The organism is Agromyces albus (genome assembly GCF_030815405.1).
Classification (GTDB): domain Bacteria; phylum Actinomycetota; class Actinomycetes; order Actinomycetales; family Microbacteriaceae; genus Agromyces; species Agromyces albus_A.
The window spans coordinates 1,574,998-1,599,204 of sequence record NZ_JAUSWX010000001.1 but is presented as its reverse complement, the minus strand read 5'-3'; the positions used below and the strand labels follow the sequence as shown (position 1 = coordinate 1,599,204).

18 protein-coding genes and 1 pseudogene are annotated in these 24,207 nt (G+C 64.2%); 2 read left to right on the top strand and 17 right to left on the bottom strand.

The annotated features are described in order from the left end of the window. Positions 1-4: 4 nt before the first annotated feature. The 17 genes from QFZ29_RS07500 to QFZ29_RS07425 all read right to left on the bottom strand — a co-directional run bounded on the left by QFZ29_RS07500 (position 5) and on the right by QFZ29_RS07425 (position 22,041). A complete protein-coding gene (locus tag QFZ29_RS07500; protein ID WP_306893557.1) occupies positions 5-811 on the bottom strand; it encodes a GIY-YIG nuclease family protein in 807 nt (268 codons plus the stop codon). Further along, on the bottom strand, positions 808-3,318 hold the full coding sequence (locus QFZ29_RS07495) for an HsdM family class I SAM-dependent methyltransferase (protein ID WP_306893556.1): 2,511 nt from the start codon (positions 3,316-3,318) through the stop codon (positions 808-810). The genes QFZ29_RS07500 and QFZ29_RS07495 overlap by 4 nt, the downstream gene beginning before the upstream one ends. A gap of 105 nt (positions 3,319-3,423) precedes the next feature. Then, entirely contained in the window at positions 3,424-3,651 is a 228-nt protein-coding gene (locus tag QFZ29_RS07490; protein ID WP_306893555.1) for a hypothetical protein, read from the bottom strand. A gap of 11 nt (positions 3,652-3,662) precedes the next feature. Continuing rightward, complete coding sequence (locus QFZ29_RS07485) at positions 3,663-4,391, bottom strand: M48 family metallopeptidase (protein ID WP_306893554.1); 729 nt, start codon at positions 4,389-4,391, stop codon at positions 3,663-3,665. Further along, positions 4,378-7,476, bottom strand: a complete 3,099-nt coding sequence (locus QFZ29_RS07480) for a type I restriction endonuclease subunit R (protein ID WP_306893553.1) — start codon at positions 7,474-7,476, stop codon at positions 4,378-4,380. The genes QFZ29_RS07485 and QFZ29_RS07480 overlap by 14 nt, the downstream gene beginning before the upstream one ends. Continuing rightward, positions 7,473-8,729, bottom strand: a complete 1,257-nt coding sequence (locus QFZ29_RS07475; protein ID WP_306893552.1) for a restriction endonuclease subunit S — start codon at positions 8,727-8,729, stop codon at positions 7,473-7,475. Before QFZ29_RS07475 ends, QFZ29_RS07480 begins: the two co-directional genes overlap by 4 nt. Further along, positions 8,726-11,164: a type I restriction-modification system subunit M gene (locus QFZ29_RS07470; RefSeq protein WP_306896645.1), complete on the bottom strand. Its 2,439-nt coding sequence runs from the start codon at positions 11,162-11,164 to the stop codon at positions 8,726-8,728. Before QFZ29_RS07470 ends, QFZ29_RS07475 begins: the two co-directional genes overlap by 4 nt. A 414-nt stretch (positions 11,165-11,578) precedes the next feature. Next, entirely contained in the window at positions 11,579-12,868 is a 1,290-nt protein-coding gene (locus tag QFZ29_RS07465; RefSeq protein ID WP_306893551.1) for a hypothetical protein, read from the bottom strand. Between the two features lie 5 nt (positions 12,869-12,873). Beyond that, the gene (locus QFZ29_RS07460) at positions 12,874-13,143 is read right to left on the bottom strand and encodes a hypothetical protein (protein WP_306893550.1); all 270 of its coding nucleotides are present in this window, start codon (positions 13,141-13,143) and stop codon (positions 12,874-12,876) included. 108 nt (positions 13,144-13,251) lie between these two features. Continuing rightward, positions 13,252-13,662 carry a sulfate permease gene (locus QFZ29_RS07455; protein ID WP_306893549.1) on the bottom strand — a complete coding sequence of 137 codons (411 nt, stop codon included), beginning with the start codon at positions 13,660-13,662 and terminating at the stop codon, positions 13,252-13,254. Positions 13,663-13,773: 111 nt separating this feature from the next. Next, positions 13,774-17,235: a MobF family relaxase gene (gene mobF / locus QFZ29_RS07450; RefSeq protein ID WP_444876255.1), complete on the bottom strand. Its 3,462-nt coding sequence runs from the start codon at positions 17,233-17,235 to the stop codon at positions 13,774-13,776. A gap of 355 nt (positions 17,236-17,590) precedes the next feature. Beyond that, a complete protein-coding gene (locus tag QFZ29_RS07445) occupies positions 17,591-18,307 on the bottom strand; it encodes a class I SAM-dependent methyltransferase (RefSeq protein ID WP_306893548.1) in 717 nt (238 codons plus the stop codon). Between the two features lie 141 nt (positions 18,308-18,448). Then, complete coding sequence (locus QFZ29_RS07440) at positions 18,449-18,958, bottom strand: mycothiol transferase (RefSeq protein WP_306893547.1); 510 nt, start codon at positions 18,956-18,958, stop codon at positions 18,449-18,451. Between the two features lie 113 nt (positions 18,959-19,071). Continuing rightward, the gene (locus tag QFZ29_RS07435) at positions 19,072-19,722 is read right to left on the bottom strand and encodes a hypothetical protein (protein ID WP_306893546.1); all 651 of its coding nucleotides are present in this window, start codon (positions 19,720-19,722) and stop codon (positions 19,072-19,074) included. Positions 19,723-19,813: 91 nt separating this feature from the next. Then, positions 19,814-20,068 (bottom strand): HIT family protein, encoded by a 255-nt coding sequence (locus tag QFZ29_RS07430; RefSeq protein WP_306893545.1) that lies wholly within the window; start codon positions 20,066-20,068, stop codon positions 19,814-19,816. Between the two features lie 215 nt (positions 20,069-20,283). Beyond that, complete coding sequence (locus tag QFZ29_RS20400) at positions 20,284-20,934, bottom strand: alpha/beta hydrolase (protein WP_373426192.1); 651 nt, start codon at positions 20,932-20,934, stop codon at positions 20,284-20,286. 276 nt (positions 20,935-21,210) lie between these two features. Next, positions 21,211-22,041, bottom strand: a complete 831-nt coding sequence (locus QFZ29_RS07425; protein ID WP_306893544.1) for a PhzF family phenazine biosynthesis protein — start codon at positions 22,039-22,041, stop codon at positions 21,211-21,213. Positions 22,042-22,346: 305 nt separating this feature from the next. Here QFZ29_RS07425 and QFZ29_RS07420 point away from each other — a divergent pair. Both QFZ29_RS07420 and QFZ29_RS07415 read left to right on the top strand, forming a co-directional pair. After that, positions 22,347-23,158, top strand: a protein-coding gene (locus tag QFZ29_RS07420; protein WP_373426191.1) for an IS5 family transposase whose coding sequence is annotated in 2 segments (ribosomal slippage) — positions 22,347-22,695 and positions 22,695-23,158 — 813 coding nt in all. Because the reading frame shifts where the segments join, the coding sequence is not laid out codon by codon here. Positions 23,159-23,262: 104 nt separating this feature from the next. Next, positions 23,263-24,147, top strand: a pseudogene (locus QFZ29_RS07415) (IS5/IS1182 family transposase). Positions 24,148-24,207: the final 60 nt, after the last annotated feature.

Here is a 24,207-nt window from a genome sequence, read left to right as displayed (position 1 = left end):
GACGTCAGTTCCGATTCAGCCCGTGCTTGCGCGTATCTAGTGCGCGCTTGAAATGGCTCTCCGCCGCGTCGATCTCTCGCATCGGCGTCGCAGGGTCGAACACTCGAAGGAGCGAGAATCGGAAACTCGTAGGGTCCATGCCGCGCAGTTCGACGTTGCCGCCATGCCCGTTGACCGCGTAGGCGCTCCACCGCTGACGGATGTTCTCCGTACCATCGGCCTTGCCGACGTACTGGCGTCCGTCGCGGGTGTCAGTGAGGAGATAAACACCGACTACTGACGCGAGCGCCGTGCGCCACGCGGCATACCGGTGCTCCCGCATCACGGCCTGAAGCTGCGCATGGTCTAGGACGAGGCGATCAAAGCCCGGGAACGGGACCGGTTGCGCGTCTGCGATCTCCATCACCGGGTACCCTGCTGCCGTGGGCCCGTTGAGCCGCCACGTACGAGGCGACCGCCATCCGATAACTAGGCGGTTCCTGAGATCAGCCATCTGCTCGGAGACAACGAGGTCGAATGTCCGGTGCGTTCCGTCGTTTGAGATTTCGCCTCGGTTCTCCACCACCGACCACAGGCGCGCCCGGTCGCCACCCTCGGGTACGAACACCACCCATGTGCGCTGCGGGACTACAGGGAAGATCCGTGGCTTCGCCGACTGCTGGCCCGTGTAGGCGAGGATCTCGTCGTCCGACGAGTCGGCGTGGATGCCCTGCAGGCCGATGCCCTCCTTTACGTATGCGTGCCGAATGACTTGGGCGTCAGCGGGATCGATGCCGGCGCTGCGCAGGATCGAGTCAAGTACCAGGGTCATTGTTCCGCCAGCTCTCCGAAGTCGTCACGGAAGCTCGCCGCAGCCTCCTGCAGCTCGCTCTCCGAACCGTGTTGGTAGCTGACCAGGCGGACGCTCGATCCTTCGGTGCGGTTGTAGAAGTAGGTGGTGTACTGGGCGTCACGCGGGGCCGGTCTGAGCTGCACGAACTGGAGCAACCGCAGTGGAGATTCCGAGCCGTCCTTAACGAGGTAAAGATCGCCGCTGACCATAGGGTCGCCGACCCTGTAGGAGCTCTTACGGAAGGGCGACTTAGTCCCAAGCGCCACCTCTGCGGATTGCACGTAACCGTCCCGGCCTCGCTCGACGCTGCCCGCGCGAACGAGCGTCAGTTGCGCCCAAACATCGCCGAAGATCTGTCGGATCTCCCTGAGGTCTGCAACGAGGGCATCGATCTGCACCTGCCTCTGCTCATCGGCGGTGTAGCCAGAGTGCCCATTCCATCGATTTCGTTTTGTATTCAGCTCCTTGAACTTCTTGATGGCGTCTTTCGACGCGAGTCGTGCGATCCCTGCCTGCCCGAGGTCCCCGAACGCTCTTCGAATACGAGCAATCTCGTCCCTGTCGGCGGAATCGAGTGCCTGGCGGATAACACTCGAGGTCTTCTCCGCGATGACGATCCATGTTCCGAAGGCGGCTCGCTCGATTCCCAGACGTTGCTCGTGAAGGGCCCGACGGATGGCAGCCTGGACTTCGGTTCCCCTGCCGGGGATGCTTCGAATGGCTGAGAGCAGGACTGTCGCATGGAAGGCAACAATGGCTTCCCAGGCGTGCATGTATGCGAGTTGCTTGTCACCGACCGACGAGGCGGTCTCGGCGGTCCACAGCGCGGTGGCGATGGGGTATGGGAGCTGTTCCAGCCATGAGCTCAACGAGTCATCGAAAGCGCCAGCAACTCCGCTCACCACCGCGTCCGCGCCCTCGGGGGAAGCCCAAATGCTCGCGCGACGCGTGCTCAACTCTGCTTGGAAAGAAGCCAGGCGCTCGTCCGCGGAAGCGACCGCGAGCTGGACATCGCTCGGGGGCACCGGGATGATCAGTTCGTCGGCCCAGCGCATCAACGAGCCGGGGTCCGACCGAACGGCTCGCAGATGTGCTCCCGCGCTGCCGGCGTCGATAGCCCGCCGCTGGCTGATCAAGCCCTGCTCCGAGTTGAGCCAGGCCGCGAGGAACCCGGTGTGGATCGGATCTCCATCGAGGCTGATCGAGAGGACACGGCCTTCCGAGGCTGTGCCTGATACCGCGGTCGACACGACGCCGATGCGAGTGGTCGGAACGAAAAGGTCTGCTTCATCGCTCTCTTCGTCGCCCTTCAACGGCTCGGGCTCCGCTGCCAGCAGGTTGCTCAGACGTTGGGCTGGCCATCCCTTGGTCGCGAGATCCTTCAGGATCTCGCGAGAGTCGTCGCCGAAGTGGCGGCTCGGATCGAGATCGACGGTCTCACGCGGAACGCCGTCGACCAAAACGCCGGCATCGGGTCCGTAGCGCGATTCAAGAAACTTCACGTCGACCAATGTGTCGTTGTACGTCGTCAGACGCCACGAGAGCCGGCGTCCATCGCCGGTCGTCCTGACGAGCGAAACGTCCCGGCGAGTGAGCTGGCTCGCACGAATGCTGCGGATGCGTGGACCGGGCTTCCCCGTTCGCAGCCCTGATTCCATCTCCTCGAACGCGGTGGGTGACATCGATCGATTGCGGCCCTCCGTCGTGAACTGGGCTTGCAGATCGGCGATCACCGCTGCGTTCTGAGCAGTTCGGCTGGCATGGTTTGTGAAGGTCAATAGGTAGAGCGGGATCGCGGTGTTCGGCGCAAGGCCCTCCGGGAGACGGGTGACAGACTCCAGCAGCCCGGCTTCGACGATCGCGCGCCGCACTTCCGCAGTGGCACCACCAGTGCTCAGCGCGCTCGGTGCAACCAGAGCGGCGACGCGTCCTCCCCCATCGGCTGCAGAACGCAGCTTCTCCAGCGCCAGGGAGATGAACAGCCACGTGCTGTCGCTACTCTGCGGCAGTCCGAAACCGAACTCACCCGCTGCGTGCCGCGTGCGCACAGCAGGCGCGGAGTTCTGCCAACTCAAGCCCCATGGCGCATCGACGATGACAAGATCTGCGCTGAAGTCCGCGAAGGGGTCATCGACCAAGGTGTTAGCCTGCGCGATCTTCGCGTCGGCGAACGACGCGAACCGCTCCCGAGAAGCGATGACGACACGGTCGTTGATGTCCTGCCCTCGGTATCGAACTCGGACGCCCGCGGACTCCAGGGCGTCTACGAGCACTGCTCCTGCATAACCAGAACCAGCGGTTGGGTCCCAGATGCTGACCTCCGACAGGCCCGGATCCAACCGGCTGAGACAGCCGATAGCCAATGCACGAGCGAGGCTCGGGCTCGTGGTGTGCTCTAGGCCGAAATGATTGCGATCACGGTCAGAGTAGGACACGTCATTGGCGTCGTGAGAGATCGCGTGAACTGCGGGATGTGGGTCTTTCATGAGAGCTCCCTCTTTCATCGCCTACTTGCGCGTTCGCTGGCAATCTGAGACAGCGCCCTGACCGCATGGAATCATCCTTCCAGCAGCGACCGAAGTCACCACAGGTCAGGAGTCAACCGAACCTTCAGCAGTCCCTTCTGCATCCGATCCGCTCTTCCACAGAGCACGCATCCTGTTGACTTTGGAGTCACCAAAGCCCCAAGTATTTCTCGGCGGCATGTATGTGTCTACGTCCACGTCACGGAAGAAATTCGTGAACGACGCGTTTGAGAAGTCCAGGACGTAGCCATCGCCCATGCCAAGTACGGACTCAAGGAAGGTCTTGCTTGCCATGGATCGCCCGCTCACGACATCGACCCCCACTCCTCGTCCGCCAGCGGTGCATCATTGAGCTCGTCACGCCGAGCTCGCCAGTCCGGCATGTGGAGGTCCATGAGTTCGATGAAGCGATCGTTGTGGGTGCGCTCAATAAGGTGGGTCAGCTCGTGGACCACGATGTACTCAAGGCAGCGCGGGTTCTTCTTGGCCAGTTCGGGGTTGAGCCAAATGGCACGTGAGGTGGCTTGGCAGGTGCCCCACTTGGTCTTCATGCGGCGGACGACGACCTTGGTGACTTCCTCGCCGACGATCGGCTGCCATTTTTCTAGGAGCGGCGGAATTGCGGCCCTGAGCTCCTTACGGTACCAATGGTCAAGCACTGCCCTGCGCTGGCCGTCATCGTAGTCTGAAGGGGTAGTCAGCCAGAGTGTTTTGCCAGCAACACTGACCTTCGACCGGCCGCGGCTGGATGAGTCGAGACGAAGGCGCTCGCCCCACACGTAGTGGCTCTCGCCCGAGAGCAGATGGCGTTCGGTCTGGCGGTCGGCGTTCTGGAGCTGCTCGCGCTGCTTCCTGATCCACGGTAGACGCTGCACAATTGCCAGGCGGATCGCATCCTCGTCGAGGCGATGCGGTGCCGCGACCCGCACACGTCCGACCGGCGGGTAGACGGAGATGTGCAGGTTCTTGATGTCCTTGTAGATGACATCGATCCCGAGTCCGGCGACGGTGAGGTAGGCGCTAGCGGTACTCATCGCGGGCTTTCACCAGTTCAAAAAGTTCCTCGAAGCGGTCGAAACCGTCAGGCAGTGCGCGGCGAAGCTCGCGGGCCAAGGCTCGTTCTTTCATACGGTTGCCGACCCAGCCATGCTCCTTCTGGTGCATCACGGTGTAGTCAACGACGATCGCGAGGCTGGAGTCAGGGAAGCTGAAGTCGACCAACGCGCGCTGGGCTCCGCTCTTGGCCCACTCGGGATAGACAGTGTCCGACTCCTTCTTGCCGACCTTGGTCGCCAGAACGAGGAGCTGCTCCAGATAAGCCTTGTAGTCGACGGCATCCTGACGGCGCTGCTCGATAAGAGCATCAAGGAGCTCCGACATCTTGTCGTAGTAGCGCGGGTTCAGGGCGCGCTCGTCAACGATTGTCTTACGAACATTATTGACGATCGTCTCGGCCGCGGCCTCGGGGTTCCTGCGGATGTTTGGCGGAAGAGAAGCAAGCGCGTCCGCGCCGCGCTCGACGATGAGATCGACCAGACCCTTCTCGAAGGAAGCGACAACCTCGGAGGGATCGGCCCGGATATATGTGTCCAGCAGCGCGCGCATGCCGGCCTCGAACTGTTTCATGTCGATGTTCTCGCCAGCGCCGAGCTCCACCTCGTCGCGGACAGCAACGAAGTGCGTTACCTCGTTCTTGATGGCCGCAGCCTCATTGGGCGAGTAGCCAGCGGCGTCCATGTCGTTGGCCAGCGCCGTGTAGGCGCGCACCAGCGCGGAGAGGGCCTTATACAGCTCAACACGCTTGGCCTCATTGCCCTTGATCTGCGCAGCATCTCCCGGCACCGATGCCACGAAGTAGTGCTGGTACTCCAGCGTCCCTTTGGGCGGTGCGACGGGCTCGACCAGTGCGCGGATCTTCTCCAGCGCCTCATCAAGGTCCTGGCGACCTTGCTCGATGCGGTCCTTGAGTAGCCCCTCGACGTCCTTCTCCTCGTAGCCATCCAGCGCTCCCGAGGTGTAGTCGGTGATGGCCGATTCCAGCGAGTTGAAAAGGTCACGGTAATCGATGATGTAGCCGTAGGTCTTGTCGTCACCGTCGAGGCGGTTGACCCGGCAAATGGCCTGAAACAAGCCGTGGTCGCGCATCTTCTTGTCGATGTAGAGGTATGTGGCGCTTGGCGCGTCGAAGCCGGTCAGGAGCTTGTCGACGACGATGAGCAGGCGCATCTGGCCTGGTTCCTCGATGAAGCGGCGCTTGACCTCCTTCTCGAACTCCTCGATCCGACCGACTGCCTCGTCGGCAGGCACACGAAAGAAGTCAGCCAGCATCCGCCGGTAGATGTCGTATTGGCGTAGCTTCTCGGTAGCGCCCTCGCCCGAGTCCTCCTTGGAGATGTCGCTCGGGTTCGGCACATAGCTCGTGACGATGGCGACCTTATCCTTGAATCCAGCGTTGACGAACATCTCGTAGAACTTGCATGCCTGGTGGATGCTCTCTCCGACAAGCATCGCGTTACCGCGACCGCTCAAGAGGCGAGGCTCGGTCTCCATATCCAGCAGGATGTCCTGGACGATCTGCTTGGCACGAGGCTCGGCGGACACGACTTTCTGCATGGTGCCCCACTTTTTCTTGAGCCGGGCCTTGCTGAGGTCAGTGAGGCCCTTGGTCTTGGCCTCGAACCACTTATCTACCTTCTCGGGGCTTGTCAGGTCCTGCTCAATATTGCGCGCCTCGTAGCGCAGATCGAGCACGACACCGTCCTCGACGGCCTCGTCGAACTTGTAGGTATGGATGAACGAACCGAACGTCTCGATACTGGTCGCCTTGTCTGCCTTGAGTAGCGGGGTGCCCGTGAAGCCGATGAACATCGCGCTGGGCAGAAGTTCCTTCATGGCTCGGTGCATCTTGCCCGATTGCGTGCGATGCGCCTCGTCGACGAAGACGAACAGATTGCCCTTCGGAGCGAAGCCAGCCGGGACGCGTGCGCGTAGCTCAGCGATGAAGTCCTCACTGTCCCGGTCTACATCCTTGTCGTCGTCGCCACCACGGAACTTGTGAACGAGGGAACCGATCAGCCAAGGGTCGTGCTTGTTGATCTGGGTCAGCAGGTCAGCACCAGAAGTGGTGCGGTAGATGCTCTCGTTGACCCCGCTAAAGACCTTCTCGATCTGCTCGTCGAGTTCTGTGCGGTCGGTGATGATAAGCACTCGTCCCTGCTGGTGCTCGCGGATCCACTTCGCCAGCCACACCATCGTCAGGCTCTTGCCCGAGCCCTGCGTGTGCCAGATGATGCCACCCTCGCGCTCGGCGATTCGGGCCTGGGCGGCCTTCACACCAAAGAACTGGTTGTGCCGAGCGGTCTTCTTCGTGCCCGCATCGAACACCACGAAGTCGTGGATGATCTCCAAGAAGCGATCCTTCGAGCACATCCACAGGATCGCCTTGTCCAGCGGTTCGGCCACGTCAGCGCCGACCGTGCTTTCCACCGGCTCCTTCCACTCCAGCCAGTACTTCTCAGACGTCTCGATCACACCGTAACGCAACCCCTCGACGTCGTTGCCCGCGAACACGAGTTGGACGGTGGAGAAAAACGGACGGATGAAGTCGGCTCGCTGGTTGCCGATGCTCTGGCGGATGCCCTCAGTGACGCTCACCTTAGAGCGCTTGAACTCGACGACGCCCAGCGCCATGCCGTTGACGTAGAGCACGACGTCAGGGCGCTTGTTGTGCTCGCCGGCGATCGAGACTTCCTCGGCCACGACGAAGTGGTTGGCCTCGGGGTTGCTCCAGTCGATGAGCCGCACGTTCTCGAACTGGTCGCCTACGCCACGCTTGACTTTCACGCCGTACCGAAGCAGGCCATACACCTCGCGGTTGGCCTCGTACAGCGTACGAGCTCCACCGACAGATGCGGTCTTGGTGAGCTCGTTGATGGTCTTGCCGATGATCTCCTCGTCGTAGCCACGCGCGAGCAGATTGTCGCGCAGGTAGGTGACATCGATGTTCGTGTTACCTATATGGTCTTCCCGGTTGCCGCCGTACTTGTAGCCGAGGCGTTCCTGGAAGAACCTAACGACACGGTCCTGCGTCTTACGCTCAAATTGTCCGACGGTGCTCATACTGCGACCTTCCTGTCGGAGGGTAGACGTGTGCGACCCGTGAGGAGCTCTTGCATCACGCCCTGCTTGATGGCGCGAGTGGCCTTGAGTCGACGCTCGAGCATCTCGATTTCAGCGTCGGCGTCTAAAAGAACGGCAGCAATCGTGCGCTGTTCGGCCAGGTCGCTCGGGACGTTGAAGGTGAGCCTCACCAGATCCTTCTGGTAGAGGTGGTTGATCGTAGAGCCGGCGCTCAGCCCACCGACAAACTCTTCGAACGCACGAGAGCGAAGGATGCAGTAGAGGAAACGGGAGTCATACGCGTCGCGCTTCGGCCTCACCACGAACACACCGCTGTTAAGCGTCGTCGGGCCGGGCAGGGCGTCGACCAACGCGACCTTTCCAATGGTGCCGTCCTTTGTAATGAGCACGTCACCGACTTGGAGCTGAATATTCGGGTCTTGGTCGAAGCGCGCCTTGTCCACGTAGGGGGTCGTGTCCCAATTGACGCGACCATCGAGGAAATCAGAACCACCAACCAGTCGATACTCACCAGACTTGCGATACTCGGCCGTGGTCAACCCCTGCCACCCGATTCGTGCTTTGACGTGCGAGGCTGCCGCAACACGGAGGGTCGTCCAGCTACTCGCGATGCCGCCCAAGCGTGTACGACCCGTCAGCAGCTCCTGCATCATGCCCTGTTTGACGGCCCGCTTCTTGGTGACCAATGCACGCAGAGACTCGATCAGCGAGTCAACTTCTGCCAGCACATCCACGATCGCGCGCTGCTCAGGATCAGAAGGGAATGGAACCTTGATCTCTCGTATCAGGCTCGTGTTTAGATTGGGCTGCCCATTGCCGGACGCGACAACCTCCCGTAGATGTGTCGTCTGAGTGTTGAGGTAGTAGCAAAGGAACTCTTTCCTGCCCGAGTGCTGGTCCACGACGGCGGCGATGCCGTCGTTCGCGCAGCTGGCGATTCCCAGGATCTTCGCCACACCAAGGGTTGCCCCGCTATTCGCGATGATCAGAGTCTCAGGTTGAAGCGTGCGGCTACGCTTCGCGCCTTCCTCGGTGAGATTGGTGGCTGTGCGTACGACACGCATCTGGCTCTCTGGGATCGTCGTGAGCGCGGCAACCGTAAGCCACGGGATGAACGCGCCGTTGAAGTAGCGAGGATCTCCTGCTGGTCGGGGTGAGCCTCCACGCACGACGCGGCCGAGTTGCCCGAGGGTCCTGATCTCCCAATCTGCAGGGGCGCTCGTTGTAATCACGCATGGACCCCCATCGCAGCCAGATGCGCCGCTACCTTCGCCCCGAGCACCTCGACCTCTGTGTCGAGATAACCGACGGTCTTCTCGTAGCGTTCGCCAAGATCTTTTAGTCGCTCTACCAGCTTCTCGATCAGTGCGGTGAGCTCGTCCCTGGCACTGGCTTCCACGCGGCCGCCCCACTTGTCGTCGATGACGAGACTCCGAACGTCGGCGGTGCCGAGCCTGACGTATTGCTCTAGCGTCGCCTCGTCGAGCTTGGCCTGTGCGTCCTTTGCAGTCTTCCTGGCGGCAGCCTCGGCGTCGTAGAGGGCGATGAGCTCGGCCAGCGCCTTCACTTCGTGACCGTGCGGCTCTTCGCGTTCAACCACCTTCAGCCGAGCAGCGGCAAGCACCTTGGAGATCTTCTCGTCGTCCATGGCATCTGCCAGCGGGCCCTCCTCGCCCGAGTTCTCTTCGACGAACGCCTCGACCGCCTGGCTAGCGGCCTCGGCCACAGCCGCAAGGGCATCAACGTTTGCCTTCTCAGTAGCGAAGTAGCGGTCGACGATCAAAGCCGGTGGGATGAGGTCCATCTTCCACTTGGCAGCGTTACGACCAGCGCCGACCACGAGGTCGGGCGTCTCCGAGAGCTTCCGCTCCTTGTTCTCGATGGTTTTGCGTGGCTTGGCAGCGTCGTCCCACCCCTCGCCCATGATCAGCGCGACATCGTCGTGCATGACCTCGTTCCAGTAGCTCATAAGCCGCTCGTACACCCCGTACTCATCGATGAGCGGACGTGAGCGGAAAGCATCGAGCAGGGTGTCGCCGAGCTCGGCGATTAGGCCAGATGGGCGCGTTGTGCTTGTGATGCCCTGGAGCAACGCCTTGTGCTTTTCCCACCAGTGCCCGACGGCGCCGTTACTGCTGCTCACGAACGCTTCGTACTCAGCCGACCCCACGATCGCGCTCTGGATCTCGCTCCTGGCGACGGCCAGCTCGCTGTAGCCGTCACGAAGCGGCTTGAAGAGAGCCGAGCGAAGACTCGGGAAGGCGTCCCAGTAGGAGGAGCAGGCGTCGAGGTCGCGGTTCGGGATGCCGCCCTTGAGGTGAGCGTGCAGGTCCTGGATGTCCTCGGGCACTGAGCTGTCGATGTAGCGCGGGATGTTGAGGTTGTAGCCGTTCTTGATGTCAGCGATTTCGCTGACCGGCACCATGCGCGAGTAGCGCGCGATCTCCTTCTGGTTGACGAAGGTGTCGATGATCTGGTGCATGTCGCGCGGGCGCAGGCGGTTCTTATTGCCGTCCTTGGTGAAGCCATTGCCGGCGGCGATCATGAAGATGCCCGTGCGCGCCTGGGTGTTCTCCTTGTCGAGCACGATGATGCAGGCCGGGATACCGGTGCCGTAGAAGAGGTTCGCCGGCAGGCCGATTATCCCCTTGATGTAGCCACGCTTGATGAGCCCCTTGCGGATGGTCGCCTCGGCGTTGCCGCGGAAGAGCACACCGTGCGGCAAGATGACCGCACCCTTGCCGGTGCTCTTGAGGCTCTTGATCATGTGGAGCAAGAAGGCGTAGTCGCCGTTCTTCTCTGGCGGACGGCCGTAACCGTCGAATCGGCCGTACTCATTTTCGAGGCCGTTGTTCCACGACTTGACGCTGAACGGAGGGTTAGCGACGAGGTAGTCGAAGGTCTGCAGCTCGCTGCCCCTGAGGAACTGCGGGCTCGTGATCGTGTCACCCTGACGGATCTCAGCGGTCGCGTTCCCGTGCAGGACCATGTTCATCACTGCAAGAGCGCGGGTCGCGTTGTCCTTTTCCTGGCCGTAGATCGTCAGACCGTTCGGCGCCGCATCAGCCACCTTGAGGAGCAGGGAGCCAGACCCGCAGGTCGGGTCGTAGACAGTTGCAGCCTTCGGGGTGTTCGGCTTGATGCCGACCAACGCGGCCATCACACGCGAGACCTCGGCCGGCGTGTAGAACTGGCCCTTGCTCTTGCCCGACTCACTGGCGAAGTGCCGCATCAGGTACTCGTAGGCGTCGCCCAGCAGGTCGTCGCCCTCGGCGCGGGAGCCCGTGAAGTCGAGATCCTGGAAGATCCCGATCAGCTTGGTCAGGCGATCGACAAGCTCCTTGCCCTTGCCGAGCTTGTCGGGGTCGTCGAAGTCAGCGTTGTTGATTACCCCCTGTAAGTCGTTGGCGTCCGCCAGCCTGCGGATGGCCACGTTGACCTGCTCCCCGATGTCCGGCTTGCCCTTCAGGGCGACCAGGTCGTCAAACGAGCCACCCGCGGGCACCTCGATGTCCGCGTACGGGTCCGCCTTAGCCTTGTCCGAGACGTACTTCACGAACAGCAGGGTCAGGACGTAGTCCTTGTACTGGCTGGCGTCCATGCCGCCACGGAGCTCGTCCGCACCAGCCCACAGGGAGCTGTACAGGTCTGACTTCTTGAGTGCCATCGTCACGCCACCACCCTCGTAACGAGGCGCTCGCGGTCTTCAATTGTCGGTCTGTCGGTCATATCTTGATTGGTCTCCTGCGGCACTGTGGCTGCTGTGATGACTAGCTCTCGGGTCTTCCTCAGGGTATCGGCAACCCGCCCACAGGAGATCTCCAGTTGAAGGTGATTCGCGCCAGAGGAGCTCGCTCGAAGTGGACGCGAGAATCTATCCCATAAATCAGACACGACCAGAGCTATTCGGGAAGACGGTCACTCCAAGTCATTATTCGACGGTCACGCACGCCCCTAGCGTTGCGTCAATGCGACTGTCTGCTCGCCCCCTAGAGGCGGCAAATCCAAGTACTCGCGAATACGACCGGCCGGCTTACGACCCATGACAGCGCTCCGGCCATTCGTTTCGCGTGGACCGTTTCTACATCAGCCGCTGGTGCGGCGCGGAGTTGCTCGAGAACGTGGACGATTCGACTGGAATTGGAATCCGAAGGCTCGCCGCCCGCGCTGCCCTCCGAGCATCCCGGACAGTGAGGCGACTCATGGGCATCTCTTCAACCACCTCGTTCGTCGCAAGCTGCACTACGAGCGACTCGAACGATCCCGCTGGTTTGCCACGGACGTGCCGCGCCCGGCTCTCGAAAGCCGCTTCCTCGCTGAGGCGCTCGACATGGCTTTCAATGTGTGCGAGAAGCGCCGTCACCAGGCTGTCGAATTGTCGCCGACGCTCCACGTCGCGGACCCACGCCATCGTGCTCCGCACGGCAGCCGCAACATCTCCGCTAGTCAACAGATCGATGCGCCGCACCTGCTTGGTAACGACTTCGACCGCTCGGGCGTACGTTACTTGCTCAACGTCGACGCTCGGTAGCCCCATCCGCTCCCTCATGGTCACGTACGCCTCCGCGAACTCCCGCATCCGGTCCCCGTGCTCCAGCATGTGCTCCGTGAGTGTCGCTGCGAAGGCACTGAACTGCCGCACATGCTCCGAGATATCCGGATCCCCGAAGTACGCAGCCGCCTCACGCTCACGCGCGCGACGCTCTGCGGCCGAGGACGGATGCAGCCGCTTCGGCGGCAGTCCATCACGCTCAAGCCGACGCTTCAACCTCCGCGCCGCGGCGTTCGCGTCGAGCTCGGCACGGTAGACCTCCGGATCACGCCGACGCTCGCGCTGATGCTCCGCCCGCCGATCCTTGTTCCGCTCGGCCCACTCCTTCCGGACCTGCTTCACACGGTCGGGATCGGCGTCGCGTCGCGCCGTGGCTCGAGCATTCACCTCATCACGGTGCGTCGCGTAGTAGCGGTTGTAGTACTCCCGAACCTTCTCGCGGTTCTCTTGCACCCAGCCCTTTTGGTACTCGCGCACGCGCTCGGGATGCGCCTCACGCCATCGCTTCGCACGCTCCCGCCCGCGGGCGCGCTGTTCCGCATCCCTTCTCTTCCGCGCGACGGTGCGCCGCATCGAGTCCCGGTTGAGTTCGCGGGCTCGTTCGAGGTGCTCTGCCCGCCAACGCCGATTCGTCTCGCGCACCCGGTCGCGGTTGGCTTCGACCCACCGACGCCTTCCCTCTGCGTACTGCTCTGGGTGATGCTCGCGATAGCGGCGGTTCTGCTCGCGCTTCTTCGCGCGAGCCGCTTCGTCTTGGGCGGCCGTTCGATCCGCCGAGCCGATTCCAGGCGCAGGTTCCTCGTCGATTGGGCCGCTCATTATCGCTACTCGGTCGGGGGTGGCGGCGCCAGTTCGATCACCAGGGCGAGGAGCTCAGACCGATGCGCCGTCGGATTCGTGATCACACGCCCGACCGCGACGCGCAACCGCGCGGCATCCTCTTCCGCCAGCGCGAAGAGAGGCTCCATGCAATAGGCGATGTCCTTCTCGAGGTTGTACTCAGAATCGTCGACACTGATCTCCGGGTAATAGAACAGCGCTGCCAGCGCGGTGCGGCTAAGGAGATCGTCGAACTGCTCCTGCGGAATCGTCATTGCCAATCCTCCTGCTCGCGAAATCTCGTGCGAGACAAGACTTACGCGAACAGCAGGTGCACCGGATGCGCCTTGCCGACAGATCCCGTTTGAAGAGGGGTACCGCAGCTATCGGCTCAACTGGCCCGCGTCGCCTGCCGAAGCGAACGCCAATTCGTCGGAGCGCTCCGCCAGGGCATCCGTTTCGCGCATGCCGGCCACCGGAAGGCGTCGCGCACGAGCCTCACGGGCTCGCACGCGGAGCAGCTGGATGACCGTCACCGGGCCCGCGACGAGGAACTTCAACCCGTTCCAGACGAACAGCACGACGAGGAGGTTCAGCCATCCAGCCGCGCCGCGTTCGACCAGCCCCACGCAGTACACCGCCGCCAGACCATACGGCACGGCAAGCAGCATTGCCGGCACACCCCACTTGAGCCCGCGGCGCGTGTGAATCGCGTCGAGCACGAGGTTCGTCGGCATCAGCCGGCGCAGAATGATCCGGCCGCGTACGACGATCGCGAAGATGAATCCGAACATGCCGCAGCCCTCCAAGAGTTCGGCAACGAGAACCTTGAAGGCCGCCCGATGATCGGGAGGCATCCCATCGCGACGAGCGACGGGGCGAATAGAGATTGCCTTGGGAGGATGCTAAAACTCACGACCGACAGACGGAACCCCCGCCGTGACACTTGGTCGTGGCTCGGCAGCGAACTGGTCCGAAAGCTGTCGACTGGCCACGACCGCGGCGTGGGCGCGCGCGGCATCCAACTTCTGCGCGGTCGTCTCGGGCGCCGGTCCGAGCGCCGTCGTGCCGACGATGCCGTACCGGTCGCGGTACGCGGCAACCGTGCTCGCATGACGACGCCACGCAGCTGCGACCGGAGCGTCCGCGCGCGGGGACCGACCAAGGGTTCGGGTCCACGCCTCCCCCGCGACCAACGACCTGTCAAGGACGACTCGGGCACGTGACTCGATCAGCTCGGCGCGTTCGTGCAAGGCCCGCCGCATCTCGGCATCCATCGGACCGATTGCCTGTGGAATGAGACCGGCGATCAGACGAGGTCTCCGCCGCGCCCGGCCGGCAGTCGCTTGCGCGCCGGTACCCAGTGCGACGGCCGCTGCGAGCCGCGCACGGAGTACTGCCGCGACATCCGCCGCATCCTCGAACCCACGCAAGCGAACCACGCTCGCGAGCAGTCGGTCGACCTCGAATTGATGAGACTCGGCCCGCCGCAGTTCCGCAGTCAGCGGCCCGAAGGCATCCGACTCGATCGCCGCATCCGCCTGCCCGGGCGTGAGCCCGGAAGCACGCACCGCCGCTACCCATCGGTCGTGCTGCGCGGCGGCCGCGATCGTCTCATACTCGGCCGCAAGTTGTGCGAGCGAGCCCCACGCCTCCTGTTCCGCCGTAAGCATCTCGTGCGCGGACAGCTCGGCGCCGACATGCTGCAGGACACCGAACAGGATGCTCCGTGCGGTCGTCTCGCCGTCGTCACCGGGCCGCGGGCCGACGTGCGCGACATCCGGACGGTCAAGGGCGACGTAGGCGGTGTTCGCTTCTCGGCCACGGGTCATTGCGACGTAGAAGTTCTCCCTGGTCATGCCGGGTGCAGCGACGACGTGCGCGGTGTCGGTTGTGATGCCCTGGGCGCGGTAGGAGGTGACGGCGTATCCGAGCTCGACGTGTTGCCGGACGTACTCGGCGGGAAGGACCACGGTGCTCCCCCATCGCTGCTCAGGCCGACGTACTTCGAGCGACCCGTTGCGATGCACTGCGCAGACCGTCCATCGGTCGCCGTTGCGCACCCAGCGTCGCCCGGCGCGCAGCTGGCGGTCGTTGCGCCTGGTGATGATCGTGTCGCCGATTGCGGCGCGGGTGCCGTCGTGCAGGTCGACCTCGCGGAGCGCGTCGATGCGGCCATCGAGGATGAGTTCGGTTCGAGCACGCTGGTTCAACGTGGCGACCGCGTCGTTTGAGTCGCTGATCAGCACAGTCGCCCGGCCGGCGCGGGCATCCGCCCGCCAGGCCAAGTACGCGGCCTCCGCCATCGCATCGGTGTCACCCTCGCGCACCCGGCCGTGAGCGAGATATCGGTCGACCGATTCAGGATCGCCGCGACGCAGGCCGAGTGATGCCGCCTTCTCCCACTCGTTCACGAAGCGGTGCACGTCGACGAGCTCCGGGGCATCGCGCCGGTCGTGGACAAGCAGGGCGAACGCGCCTCCCGCGTCAACCGACTGCAGCTGAGCCGGGTCACCGACGAGCAGGACCTTCGCTCCCGCCTGTGCGGCGAGCGTGGCGACGCGGTCGAGCGGAAGGGTGCCGGCAAGGGATGCTTCGTCGACGATCACGAGCTGTCCGGGCCGGAGCGTCTCGCCGTGTGCCTGGTGGTCATGCCACCATTTCGCGAGGTTCTCGGTAGCGATGCCGAGATCCTCGGCGAGGACATGTGCGGCGGCAGCAGATGGCGCGAGGCCGATGACGGATGCTCCGCCATGAACCTGTACCCAGGCGCGGCGGAGGGCGTTCATCGCGGTGGTCTTGCCCGCGCCGGCGGGGCCGACGAGGACGTCGACGACACGGCCCGAGCCTACGATCCTCTCGAGTGCTTCGCGTTGGTCGTCGGCGAGCGCTCCCCCGCCGGGCAATCGCTTGCGTGTGACCTCCCTCAACGCAGTCGGCGCTAGGCGTGGACCCGACTTGTCGGCGGCGCGTTCGAGCAACCGAGACTCGGCGTCGAGCAACTCTGTCGAGGTGAACACGGTCGAGTGCTTCGGGCGGAACACGGATGTCCCGTCCTCCCGCCGGAAGGCTGCCGGGCTCGACGTGAGCTCCGGCGGCGTGATCTGCAACGACGCCCCCTCAGCGGCATCAACCACGAGACCGACGACGGCTTCGCGATCGGATGCCAACGCAAACCGGTATCGCATCGTCTGTCTGGCGGCCTCAGCGGCGAGGTTCCAATGCCGCCAAGTTGCGCGCTTCTCACTCACCGCCGCCAGGACGCTCGCGCCGAGTGCGGCGATCTCGACGAGGGGTACGTCATCCGCGCGCAGCGCTCGCTGTGCAGGTTTCACGGTTGCGGTGTACGCCCAGCTCGAGGCATCCGTGCCGAGCACTTTCGCCGCGCGATCGCGCCATTCCACCGTGAGGTCCGCGAGCGAGCGCACTTCTTTCGCCGGCCGCGTTGCAAGCGTGGCCTGCGCACGTAGCTTCATGATCGTCGCCGGATTCGGCCGACGACCGCGCGCCTGCACGAATGCGTCGATCAGGCGATCGGTCTCGGCGTCGATATGGCGCGAACGTGTCGAGAACTCCCGGACCAGCGACTCCGGCACCGACGCGATCGCCCACGCCGGATGCCGGTCACGACCGCGCTCTCGCTGCTCCCACTGCACGCCGAGCTCGCGCGAGAGTGCGTCGGCGAAGAGCGCCTCGTGCAACTCGGATAGCGCGACGACCGCGGCGTGCATCGGCCGGCCGTCGAGCGAGCGCCACTTGCCGTCGAGCACGGTCTGCACTTTGTTGCTGATCACGACGTGTGTGTGCAGGTGCGGATCGCCCGCCCGACTGTCGAAGTGATCGAACGCGGTCGCGATTACGCCGGTGACGTCGACTTGCGCAACGGCCCCGTCGCGGGATGTTGCACCGGTGCGTGTGGCCGCAACCTCCCGCTCGAGGAACGCGAGCGCCTTCGCAACGGCCGCGTGGTGCGCGCGCACGATGCGTTCCTGCGTCGTTGCATCCGCAATGCCCCAGAGCACGCTCGCCGACTTGGGAATCGAGAAGGTGAAGTCGTAGCCGGCGACCGCACGACGCCGACGGGCTCCGGGCTCGTACGCCGGGTAGGCGCGCCCGAGCGGTTGCCCGGTGACCGGATCACGGCCCATCCCGATGAGCAGCTGCAACTGGGATTCGGCGACCTCGTCACCCTCTGCGATGATCCCGGCACCGATGCTGGGAAGTCCGCTGCCCATCCACCGCCCCGGTGGCGTGCCCTTCGCGCTGTAGTAGCGCGTCAGCGACGTGGACATCGACCGTTCCCCGTCGCCGGCTGCGACAGTGCGCAGCAGGTACCGGAATCCGTCACCGGCGCTCATCACCCGCATCGACACCGTCACCGCGCCACCTCCGCCATCGCGGAAAAGGTGCGCGCCCTCGATCTGCAAGAGGCGTGGGGCCATTCGGGGGGGGGCATTCGGCAGGATCCCACGGGTCGGACCTTGCCGAACGTGGGATGCGCGCCACTAGCCGCCGGTGATGGTCGTTCATGACTGCCGCGTTTGGGGCACCGGCAGCGGGCCCGACTGCGGGCAGGTCTTGCGGGAATCCACCCGTCCGATTCGCGCTCAACTCGATCGCCAACGACGGCTGATCGACGTGCCCCGGTTGACGGACCGTCTATCGGGCACTCGCGTTAGCGGAGTGCAGCTCGGAAACGATGGTGTCCGGTTCCGTCGATCCCTAAGCCGGGTCTGTGAGGGTGGGCACTTCGACGACGAAGAAGAGGAATCCTGGTGAGGAGGACTGCCGCTCGAAGTCATCCGGGAACAATTCACGTGCAGCTGGCTCGGGCTGGGGCTCGCTGATGATGGAAAGCCGAAACCCCGCGTCCGTGAAAGCTTCGGTCATCGCTCCTAAGGACTTCCGCCAGAACTTCATTGGGGCAGAGTGCGAACCGATCGTCCAGGTGAACGTGTAGCTGTCGGGGGTGAAGTAGTTCGGCCAAGGTTGCCGAAACGTGTAAGCCACGATCGGGTGATCTACCGATGCGATCAGACGTCCGCCCGGCCGAAGCACCCTTCGGAACTCCCTCAGGGTCGGGGCCCAGTCTTCCAAGTAGTGCAGTACGAGCGAGGCGGTCACGTCGTCGAATGACGCATCACCGAACGGCAGCGGGTCGCTCAGGTCACCCACGTACAAGTCCGCGTCATCCCCGAGCCGGCGCCGGGCCAGAGCTATCATCTCGGCACTTATGTCCAGTCCGGTGACAGTCGCGCCTCGTTCACGAAGTGCCGCGGTGAGCGGGCCGGCGCCGCATCCGGCGTCGAGGATTCTGTGGCCGGACACATCGCCCGCCAGGGCGAGTACCGCGGGCCGTTCGTAACGGGCGTTTACGAAGTTGCTCTCGTTCTCCGCCGCGTATGCCTCAGCAAAGCTGTCGTAGTCGTTGGTCTGCACACGCTCAACGCTATCGATAACCTCGCAGGGCATCGATGCCCGCTAAGGGATCCGCTTGCGGACGTCCGCCGGCGGACGCTTCACGCGACCGCGCTAAGGGTCACGCCATAGTGCGCCACCCTTGATCACCCAGGGCGCCAGTCAACGCCGGAGATCGCCGAGCGCGGCGAACCGAAGCATGTGCGCTTGACCGCTGTGCAGCGTGTATTCGTGCAAGATCTTGATCAGCGTGTAGCCGAGTGGTCGACCGTGTCCGAGACCGGGAGCGTCATACGTCGGCAGCGCCGCGATGGCAGCATCCGCTCGGCTCACCTCGGCGAAATAGCCCTGCAGGTCGTCCTTGAAGGTGGCGGCGCTACCGCCGGCGTAGTCGTCCTCACCGTAGAATTCGGTTTGCTCGCCGCCGCCCAGACCCCAGACGAGATGGACGTGCTCCATCTGCCGCATGTGGCGCACGAGGCCGAGTACAGACAGTTGTACTGGCGGCACGGACCACTCCACCAGCTGGTCGACGCTGAGGTCGCGCAGCTTCCGCAGAAACTCGTGACGCTGATACGCCAACCAGGCGAGGAGATCCTCCCTGGGGTCGCCCGTCGGCTCGGGCTGGTCGGCACGGGCGAAATCCAATGAGTCGAAAGAACAGTTGGTCACGGCGGTAGTCTGCCCGACATGTCACTCAGGAAAGGAGCGCCGCCCTTCAAGGAGGTACGTCAAGCACGGCGCCGGCAGAACCATACGCGCATGCCTCGCGTCCACAGGATCGTCTACCGGACGTCGAGTCCAGCTGCCTTCAAACGCCGCCGCAAGAACACGGACTCCACTCGCTCATGCCATGCGAGACGGCGAAGTACCTTGACCGTGGTCCATAGCTCGGTCCCTTGGCGCTCGACAGCATCGCGGCGGATCGATAGCAACTGCGCCTGGATCCAGTGGCCTGACTCTTCCAACTCACCGAGGAGATCGGGTACCGGGGCGCGTTCCCCGCCTCCGACCAAGCGCAGATAGTGCCGCGACTCCGTGTCCGCGATATGCCAGGCGATCGCACTCGCGGTTCGCCAGCGCATCCACACTGGCTGAGCCACGCCTTCGTCGGCCGCTTCGAGTTGGTAGACGCTAGCTCGTGCGACGAGTTCGATGGTCCTTCGTCGCTCCTTTCGGAGTATGTGCGCCGTCATGCTCACCTGGGCGCCAGTTGCTGGGCGGAGGTCCGCCTCGAAGACCTCATCCCGCATGGCCGTCGAGATTCGGTCGACGATTCGCTGCTGGGCATTGCCGGTACGCCGCGCGAGATTCGCGACTGCGGCATCCTCGGTGATGCCCTGGCCACACTCACCCCAATGCTCGAGATCGAAGGACCAGGCCGCAACCTCGCCGACGGCTGTCATTCCCGGGCCGGTATCGACGTAGACGTCCATGCGCCGAGCATAGGAAGGAGCGCAGCCGTTGTCGAACGCCTCGAGCGCAACGTGCTGCCAGCTTGTCGCATGAAGGATCCGCTTGCGGGCGTCAGTCGCCGGCCCTCGTTGGGCTGAGCTTCCCCATGGTCGCACCGCGCAGGCGAGACGACATCGCGTCAAGTTCCGCTTCATCCGCGAGCTCGTCGGTCCATGGCGGCACCAACTCATCGTCTTTGGTGCGAGGCACGAGATGAAAATGGGTGTGGAAGACGGATTGCCATCCGGCATCCCGGTTGGTTTGGAAGATCGTCATGCCGTCTGGTCGGAGCTCACTCTCTAGTAGGAGTGAAGATGCAGGAACCATCCATGTGGCATCAACCTAGCGAACTCAGGCTACGGGCGTCACGCCGAGCGGATCCCGCCGCGGGCGAGAGCAGGTCCCGCCAAGGCAATCAGGCAAGCTCGATTCGCTTCAGATCCTGCATTTTTCCAGGTAGGGGATTTACTAATGGTGAAGTCACTTAACCGAATTTCTACAAAGCTCGCTCAGGCTGGTGACGCCCGCCGGGCGGTGTGCAACTAGCCAAGAATTGAGCGCATAACCGCTTCGACGTGCGAGATGTATGGGGAGTGGCTCGCGTCGATCACTTCTTCCGTGCCACAGCGACTCGCCATCGCCTGTTGTAGGACCGGATTCATCGCCCGGTCGCGCGCGCAGATGACGTAGTGGCTAGGCGCGTACTTCCATGCTGCATTGCTCACAACGCAACGGCCATGCCCCGACGCCTGTGGTATCAGCAGCTCCACTGCGCGTTGTGCCGCTTCGGGTTCGCAATCCCCATAGAACAGGTCTGTCGCAGCATCCTTAGGGATGTATGTTCCACCTTCGGGGTGCGGGCGTACCCATGCATTTACAGGCGCATCTGGTCCACCTAAAGAGGCGCAGCTCTCGCCTAGGTCTGGCACGAACGCGGCCATGAATACAAACGACGATGCGCCTTCCGTGCCAGACGCTACCGCGCCCCCATAGCTGTGTGCCACAACCACCGGCGGATCGCCGCACACGTCGATCGCTTCTTGGACCGCTACAGTGTCGGCCGCCAGGCTGCCCCGGTGCAGGCGTGGAGCATGAACCGAGACACCGCGCCGCCTAAGCGCGTCGGCGAGCGGCTGCAAATGTGCGGGCTGGTGGTAAAGACCGTGCACCAGGACGACTTCCGCAGATCTCATAGCTAAGGAAATCACACGGACTGTCACCCCAGCCCGTGAGCACGCGAATTGGCCCCGCAAGCTTCGACGATTCGCCAACAAGGACTCGAAGATGCCCAGCTCAAGTGCGCCAGATCCTGCGCTTCTTGCAGATTGGGAACTTTCTACGGCGTTCAATCTGAGCGGGTCACTGGAACCCTGATGGTGGTGAATGAGAGTGCCGCTTCTCGTTCCTGCACACTCGCTGGATGGGTTCGGCACGAGCACGAAGCTGGCTGATCACCGCGTTTCGGGAACTCATTCGCCGAGTTCCGACGCGGTACCCGTGACGCGCACACGACCCTTGAGCGGGATCTCGACCGTAATCAATGACGGCCGCCCCGTCGCCGCGCCCTGCTCGACCTCGATCACGGCGGGCAACGCGAGGTGCCCTCCCGCTCGGAGATAGGAGCCGAGACCTGCCGCAGCCGAGCCCGTGGCGGGGTCTTCTCGGATTCCGCCTCTGGGGAACGGATTGCGCGAGGCGAACCGGTCGGCTGAGAGGCGGTGCACGATCGGGATGGTGCCGTCCCAACCCTCGCGGTCCTGAAGGCGAAGAACGGCCTCGTCGTCGTGGTCGAGCGAGGTCAGAACGCCCGCTTGTACGAAGAGGAGCGGATGCGGGTTGCCTCCGCGCACGAATGCCGCCGGCAACGCGGGGTCTAGGTCGCTGGGCGAGAGGCGGAGGGCGGCGAGCAGCTCGGTCAGCAGTTCGTCGGCCAGCGTGTCGACCACCGTGTCGACGGCGGCAAGCGTAGCGGCGCCAGGGGTGACCTCCACGAGCACCTCACCGACGTTGGTCTCGAAGGCCACGACGGGACCGGCTCCGCGGCGGGCGAGCGCGACTCCCGAGGCGATGGTCGCGTGGCCGCAGAAGGCGATCTCGTCGCGGGGGGTGAAGTAACGAACGCGCGCCGATGTCGGTGTGACCGCGGTGAGGAATGCGGTCTCGCTGAAGCCGAGTTCGGCCGCAATGGCCAACATGTCGGCTCCCGAGAGTGCTTCGGCGTCGACGACGACCCCAGCAGGGTTACCGGAGTGCGGGTGCGGGTCTACTGTCGTGAACGCGCGAAATGTGAGGATCTCCATGGTGGGGAGCCTACGATCGCACAGTCCTGATTCTCGCGGGCCAATTCGACCCGGGTGGCCCGGTCGCCCGCGCTTGGTGCTGATAGGGCGCTTCTGTGGAATCGCAGAGAAATGCGGGTCGGGGAGGACTTCGCTGCCGGTCTTCATCACCCTGTAGAACCCGGCCGCCGATTCTTCTGATGGTGAAGTCTCCTAACCGATTTTCTACAAAGCTCGCTCACGCTCGAAGCGCTTAAGAGCTGGTTTCAGAATGACCGGCGTGTCCGGTTCGCCGTGTTCGGGTGGATCGGGCAGGCTGCGGGATCGTGATCGAGGATCTGGTTCCTGACGGGCTGTGGGAGCAGGTGGCGCCGCTGCCGCCGGTACCGGCGCCGCGGCCGCGGCTGCACCACGGCCGGCACCGGTCTGACGACCGGGCGGCGCTGGCCGGGATCGTGTTCGTGCTGCGGCACGGTGTCGGCTGGGCGCAGGTCCCGCAGGCTGTTCTGGGGGTCTCCGGGGTGACGTGCTGGCGTCGGCTGCGGGAGTGGACCGAGGCCGGGGTGTGGCCGGCGCTGCACGAGGCGGTGCTGGCCCAGATGCGCCGTGAGGGGCTGCTGGACCTGGACGAGATGAGCATCGACGGATCGCACGTGCGGGCGCTCAAAGGGGGGATCACGTCGGCCCGTCGCCGGTCGACCGCGCTCGCCCTGGCTCCAAGCACCACCTGATCGTCGATGCGAACGGCACCCCGCTGCAGGTGTCCCTGACCGGCGGGAACCGGCACGACGTCACCCAGCTGCTGCCGCTGGTCGACTCCCTGCCCCAGATCCGCGGCGTGGTCGGCCGGCCCCGGCGCAAGCCCAGACGGCTCTACGCCGACCGCGGCTACGACTACGACGTCTACCGACGCCAGCTGCGCGCCCGGGGCATCACCCCCAAGATCGCCCGCCGGGGCACCGCCCACGGCTCGGGACTCGGCAAGAAGCGGTGGGTCGTCGAACGCGGCTTCGCCTGGCTGCACCAGTTCAAACGCCTCCGCACCCGCTACGAACGCCGCGCCGACCTCCACCTGGGCCTCATGCACCTCGCCTGCGCCATCATCTGCTGGCGCAAACTGCCCGACCAGCCATTCTGAAACGAGCTCTTCGAGGTTCCGCCGGTAGGGCGTGAGTGAGGCAGGCACAGGACCTGCGGTTAGATACGGATTGTCTAGGTCTGTATCGATCCGCGAGGGGTCCTGTGCCTGCTGTGCCATCGTCGTTCATCGAGCCCGTCTGGGTCCAGTTCGAGGCGTTGATCCCGCCGCCCGAGGACGCTCACCCGCTGGGGTGTCAGCGCCCGCGCGTGGCGGACCGGGTGGTGTTCGACAAGCTCGTGGCAAAGCTCGTGCTGGGCGGCTCCTACGAGAAGCACGCCGACGCCACGTGCTCGGCGACCACGATGCGCCGACGGCGGGACGAGTGGATCGCCGCGGGGATCTTCACCACCCTTGCCCGGATCGCGCTGACCGCGTTCGACAAGATCGTCGGCCTGGACCTGAACGCCCTGGTGATCGACGGGCGGATCGACAAGGCCCCGTGCGGTGGCGAAGCGGCCGGACGTTCACCGGTGGACCGCGGAAAGTCGGGGATCAAGCGGTCCAACCTGACGGGTCCGGCATCCCGCTCGGCTCGATCCTGCTCGAGCCGACCCTGGACCTGCTGGCCGGCCTCGGCGACCGTCTGCCGTGCCCGGCCTCCATCCAGGTAGCACTCGATGCCGGCTACGACAGCAACGTCACCCGCGAACGCCTCGCAGCCCGCGGCCTGAACGGCGACATCACACCCAAGGGCGTCAAGGTCCCGATCAACAAGACCTCTCGCTGGGTCGTAGAACGCACCAACTCCAGGCAGTCACGCGGCTTCGGGCTGCTGCTCGTGTGAACCGAGCGACGCATCCGCGTCATCGACGCCTTCCTCGACGCTGCGAGCAGCGCCGCGAGCACTCGTACGGACGCGACGCGCTACGCGACGACCGTGACGCCGAGCGCGACCAGGACGCCGCCCCGCCACGCGGTCGACCACCGCCGCCAAGTGGCGAGGTCGGAGATCCCCCGGCCGAGAAGGAGCGGCACGCCTGCTATGACCAGGCCTGCCCCGGACGGCGCGATGAGCAGCAGCACGACGCCGAGCGCCGCCGTCACGA